This window comes from Actinomadura sp. NPDC000600 (assembly GCF_040492135.1).
GTDB lineage: Bacteria > Actinomycetota > Actinomycetes > Streptosporangiales > Streptosporangiaceae > Spirillospora.
Window position 1 is genome coordinate 1 of the sequence record NZ_JBEUPD010000089.1, and the last position, 3,976, is coordinate 3,976.

The following is a 3,976-nucleotide window of genomic DNA, read 5'->3' on the forward strand; positions in this document are numbered from 1 at the left end:
GGGGCGCCGGGCGGTCCGGAAACCGTTTCCCGGACGGCCCGCCGCCCCCTACGGACCGGAACACGTGCACGTGTTCCGGCCCCGCGCCTCTTCCGACCGTGCGGCGGTCAGCCGGAGTGCCCGGCGGGCATCAGCTCCCGGATGTCGGGGGGCAGCGACTCGCGCACCTTCGTGGTGATCGACCCCTGGGTGGCGTCGTCCACCACCCCGAGGACGCTCCGCGCGAGGAACGCGGCCCGGGCCTCGTCCGTTCCGGCCCGGATCGCGACGCGCTCGACGAAGCCGTGCTTGTCGAAGCGCTCCCCGCTGCCGGCGCCGCCGTAGACCTCGGTGCGCCGCAGGTGCTCGCCGATCTCGTGCGGCAGTTGCGCCGCGAGGTTGTCGGCGAGCCCTTCTGGGACTCGCTCGCCGAGGGTCTCCAGGGTCGCGCGGGACGCCCGCTCGGCCTCCCCCCACCCCGGAAGGCGGGCCCGGTCCTGGACCTGTCCGATGAACTCCTCGTGTCGCATGGCGGACGCTCCTTCCTTTGCCTGAAATGCAGGAACTTCCCGGTATCGGCGGGCCCCTAACGCACGCCGAGGACGTCCATCAGCTCGCCGAGCAGCGCGCCGTCCGCCGGATGCGCGGGGGCCCGCCCGGCGCCCTCGGGCGACAGGCACCACGCCCACCAGTGGTCGAGCTCGGCCGCGTCGAGGATCCGCTCGCCGGTCCGCGCCGTCGGCACGGTCACGACGGCGGGCCACGACCAGGCGCGCGCCTGCGCGGCGACCTTCGCGCCGCCGCCGACCGGGTCCACCGCCAGCGCGGGGATCCCGTTCTTCAGCGCCAGGACGAGGCCGTGCAGCCGCGTCGTGACCACCACGTCGAGCCGGCGCAGCACCGACTCCAGCTCGGCCGCCGTCGTGAACAGGCGCCAGTCGCGCGGGTCGAGCCGCGTGTCCAGCGGCAGCCGCGCGCACTCGCGTCCGGCCAGCCACTCCACCAGCTCCCCCTCGACCCGGTCGTGGCGCCGCCGGTCGCCGTACTCGGCCTGGCCCGGCGCGAGCACGACCCCCGCCACGGGCACCGACGGCGCCGCGGGCAGCGCCGCCAGGTCCCGCCGCGGCGCCTCGACCGGCGCGTCCCGGGCGAGGACGGCGTCGAACCCGGTGACCGCCGGGTCCCCCGGATCGATGACCGACACGCCCACGGCGACCCGCGTGCAGCGCGCATACCGGCGGTGGAGCTCCTCGATCTGCGGGCCGTGGAGCGGCCCGCAGGCGAACACCACGTGGGTGTAGAAGGCGGGGTCGGCCCGGTCGAGGTCCAGGCCCCCCGGCCGGAAGACCGGGCTCCACGCCAGGTGGCATTCGACCCCGGCCCCGGCCAGCGCCGCCCGCACGGCCTCCATCGCCAGGACGTCGCCCGCCGTCGCCTCACCATGCAGGAAGCTCGGCCATCCCGTCACCAGCACGCGCATCAGCCGGCCGCCTTCCGCCGCCTCGGGCCTCGCCGGGCGCCCTCCGGACGCGGAGGAGGCGCCCCTGCGGCCCTGCTACCCGGCACCGTCCCTCCCATGTCCGGAGCGGCTGTGACCGGGACGGAACGTGGCGGTTCCCGCGCGGTGACAGTCCAGACACCTACCGGTTTACGGAGAGGGCGCCTTGGGCAGAGTCACCTCGCGGCCCACTCGCGAGCTCGGAGCCAAGTGCCCCGAACTGCGAGCCTGGGCCGCGCCAGGTTTCTCACCCGGTGAGGGCCTGCGCGATCGCCATCCCGCAGTAGGCCGCGCCGAGCCCCGCGACGATGCTCGCCCCCGCATTGGCCACGGCGTAGAAGCGCACGCCGTCCTCGGCGAGGCGCAGGGTCTCGTAGCCGAAGGTGGAGTACGTGGTCAGCGCGCCGCAGAACCCCGTCCCGGCGAAGGCCGCGACGCCGCCGTGCGCGGGCGTCGCCGCGAGCAGGCCGAGAACGAAGGACCCCGCGACGTTGACGGTGAACGTCCCCCACGGGAACACCGAGTCGTGCCGGGCCTGGACGGCCCGGTCGGCGAGGTAGCGCAGCGGGGCGCCGAGCGCGGCGCCCAGCGCGATCAGCACGATGGTCACTGCCCGCCCGCCTCGCTCCGCTCCGCGTACCGCACCCTCGCGACCGCCTCCCGGCGGCGCGGCCGGGCCAGGAGCCGGGTCACGCGGACGCCCGCGTAGACCGCCGCGAGCGCTGCCGCGAGCGTCCCGGCCAGGTAGGCCAGCCCCACCAGCGGCGCACCGCGGCCCACCATCTCCTGGACGTCGACGATGTAAGTCGAGAACGTGGTGAAGCCGCCCAGCACCCCCACGCCGAGGAACGGCCGCACGAGCCGGTGCGCCTGCCATGTCTCGGTGACGAGGACCATCAGCACCCCGATCAGAAGGCACCCCGAGACGTTCACCCAGAAGACGGCCCACGGGAACTCCCCCGCGCGGTGGGGGAACGCGCTGCCGAGCCCGTACCGCGCGAGCGCCCCGAGGGCCCCGCCGGCCGCTATGGCCCCGAGCACCGCCCAAGGCGCGTCGCGCAGCTCGTAGCGCTGCCTCGGAACATGAAGGTCGACATCGGAGTCAACAGGACGGCCGGTCACGGGGCACACTCCTACCAGTACGACGCACTCACCGGTAGGGACCGTTGGCGGAACGTTCCGCGGTTCGCCGTCCAGGCACGGCGGGCCCCACCGCCGTTCCCCGTCTCCGGGTCCTTCCCGAGACTACCGGCACCGTGTGACCGAGGCGTCCCCGGGTGGTGGGACGGGCCGGCGTCAGGGCTTGGGCAGCGCGCAGGACCCGCTCAGCACGACGGCGTTGCCCCTGCCGAGGCAGCGGGCGAGCAGGTAGGTCTGCTGCCCGTAGTGGCTGCCCTGCCGGACGGTGACGTGCCCGGCGCGGTCGATCTCGCACGGGTTGTTGAGGGTGCAGCGCTCGCCGTCGTCGTTGCCGGTGTTGTTGATGCCGACGACCTGGCGCGTCCGGGCGTCGACGACCGGCGACCCGGACGTCCCGTGAACGGTCCGGCACTGCGGCGCGTAGCGGATGGAGTCCTTCCAGGTCCAGTCGGCCTCGCGCAGCCGGTAGACGGTCGCGTCGATCCTGCAGCCGTAGATCTTCCGCCAGTAGCCGGACACGACGCGGATCTCCGTGCCGTCGTGCGGCTTCGCCGTCGACAGGCGCAGCGCGGGGATCCCGTAGCGCTTCCGGATCGCGGCATAGGTCGTGTTCAGCCGGTACACCGTCACGTCGGTGTCGGTCATCGTGGCGTACTCGACCCTGGTGGCCTGGAGGGTGCCGAGGTCCTCGCCGCCCGTCCGGTCGAGGAGCGTGAACGTCCGGGACGACTTCCGGTTCACGATCACCTCGCCGGCCTCCGGCATGCCCGACTCCAGGCAGTGGCCGTTGGTCAGCACCAGCGCCGGGTCGGTGTCCCGCGACCGGGGCCCGCGCACGAGGGAGCCCGAGCAGTTGCTCAACGCGACGATCCCGGTGAAGTCGACCTGCGCCCGCTCGAGGCGCGGCGCCTGCGGCAGTGCGGCCTGGGGCGGTGCGGGTGCTCCCTGCGGCAGGGCGGGCGCGGCCTGCGCGGGGCCTGAGGCGAGCGCGCCGGCGAGCGCGAGGGCGAGCGTCCCGGCGGCGGTGAGGGCGGCTGCGGCGAGGCGGCTGGGCATGCGGATCCTCTCGGGCGGGCCGGCGCGAGCCGCCCCGGGCGGGACGGCGCCGGCGCGGCGGATGCTAGATCATCTACCCCCGGCGCAGCGGCCCCACCGTTCCCGACGGCCAGTGCTTAGTCAACTTCCACCCAGCCATATGTACGCTCCACGGCCTTCTTCCAGCCCGCGTACCCCTCCTGTCGCTGGTGCTCGTCCCAGGTGGGCAGCCAGCGTTTGTCCTCGTTCCAGTTCTGGCGGAGTTCGTCGGTGGTGTTCCAGAATCCGACGGCGAGGCCGGCGGCGTAGGCGGCGCCGAGGGCG

General features: G+C 74.4%; 5 protein-coding genes and 1 pseudogene. All 6 read right to left on the reverse strand.

From position 1 onward, the window contains the following. Positions 1 to 107 precede the first annotated feature (107 nt). Complete coding sequence (locus ABWI07_RS43765; protein ID WP_149258601.1) at positions 108 to 509, reverse strand: DUF2267 domain-containing protein; 402 nt, start codon at positions 507 to 509, stop codon at positions 108 to 110. A gap of 56 nt (positions 510 to 565) precedes the next feature. Continuing rightward, the gene (locus tag ABWI07_RS43770) at positions 566 to 1,459 is read right to left on the reverse strand and encodes a polysaccharide pyruvyl transferase family protein (RefSeq protein ID WP_353822168.1); all 894 of its coding nucleotides are present in this window, start codon (positions 1,457 to 1,459) and stop codon (positions 566 to 568) included. A 265-nt stretch (positions 1,460 to 1,724) separates the two neighbouring features. Continuing rightward, positions 1,725 to 2,087 (reverse strand): fluoride efflux transporter CrcB, encoded by a 363-nt coding sequence (gene crcB, locus ABWI07_RS43775; protein WP_149258603.1) that lies wholly within the window; start codon positions 2,085 to 2,087, stop codon positions 1,725 to 1,727. Next, on the reverse strand, positions 2,084 to 2,599 hold the full coding sequence (locus ABWI07_RS43780; protein ID WP_353822169.1) for a fluoride efflux transporter FluC: 516 nt from the start codon (positions 2,597 to 2,599) through the stop codon (positions 2,084 to 2,086). The genes crcB and ABWI07_RS43780 overlap by 4 nt, the downstream gene beginning before the upstream one ends. Before the next feature lie 174 nt (positions 2,600 to 2,773). Further along, positions 2,774 to 3,673: a S1 family peptidase gene (locus ABWI07_RS43785; RefSeq protein ID WP_353822170.1), complete on the reverse strand. Its 900-nt coding sequence runs from the start codon at positions 3,671 to 3,673 to the stop codon at positions 2,774 to 2,776. 116 nt (positions 3,674 to 3,789) lie between these two features. Next, positions 3,790 to 3,976 (reverse strand): annotated as a pseudogene (locus ABWI07_RS43790) (glycerol kinase); the annotation flags it as partial.

What these genes read in the sequence shown, in the direction of transcription:
- ABWI07_RS43765 (WP_149258601.1), bottom strand. Translation starts at nt 509, where the DNA reads ATGCGACACGAGGAGTTCATCGGACAGGTCCAGGACCGGGCCCGCCTT.
- ABWI07_RS43770 (WP_353822168.1), bottom strand. Translation starts at nt 1,459, where the DNA reads ATGCGCGTGCTGGTGACGGGATGGCCGAGCTTCCTGCATGGTGAGGCG.
- ABWI07_RS43785 (WP_353822170.1), bottom strand. Translation starts at nt 3,673, where the DNA reads ATGCCCAGCCGCCTCGCCGCAGCCGCCCTCACCGCCGCCGGGACGCTC.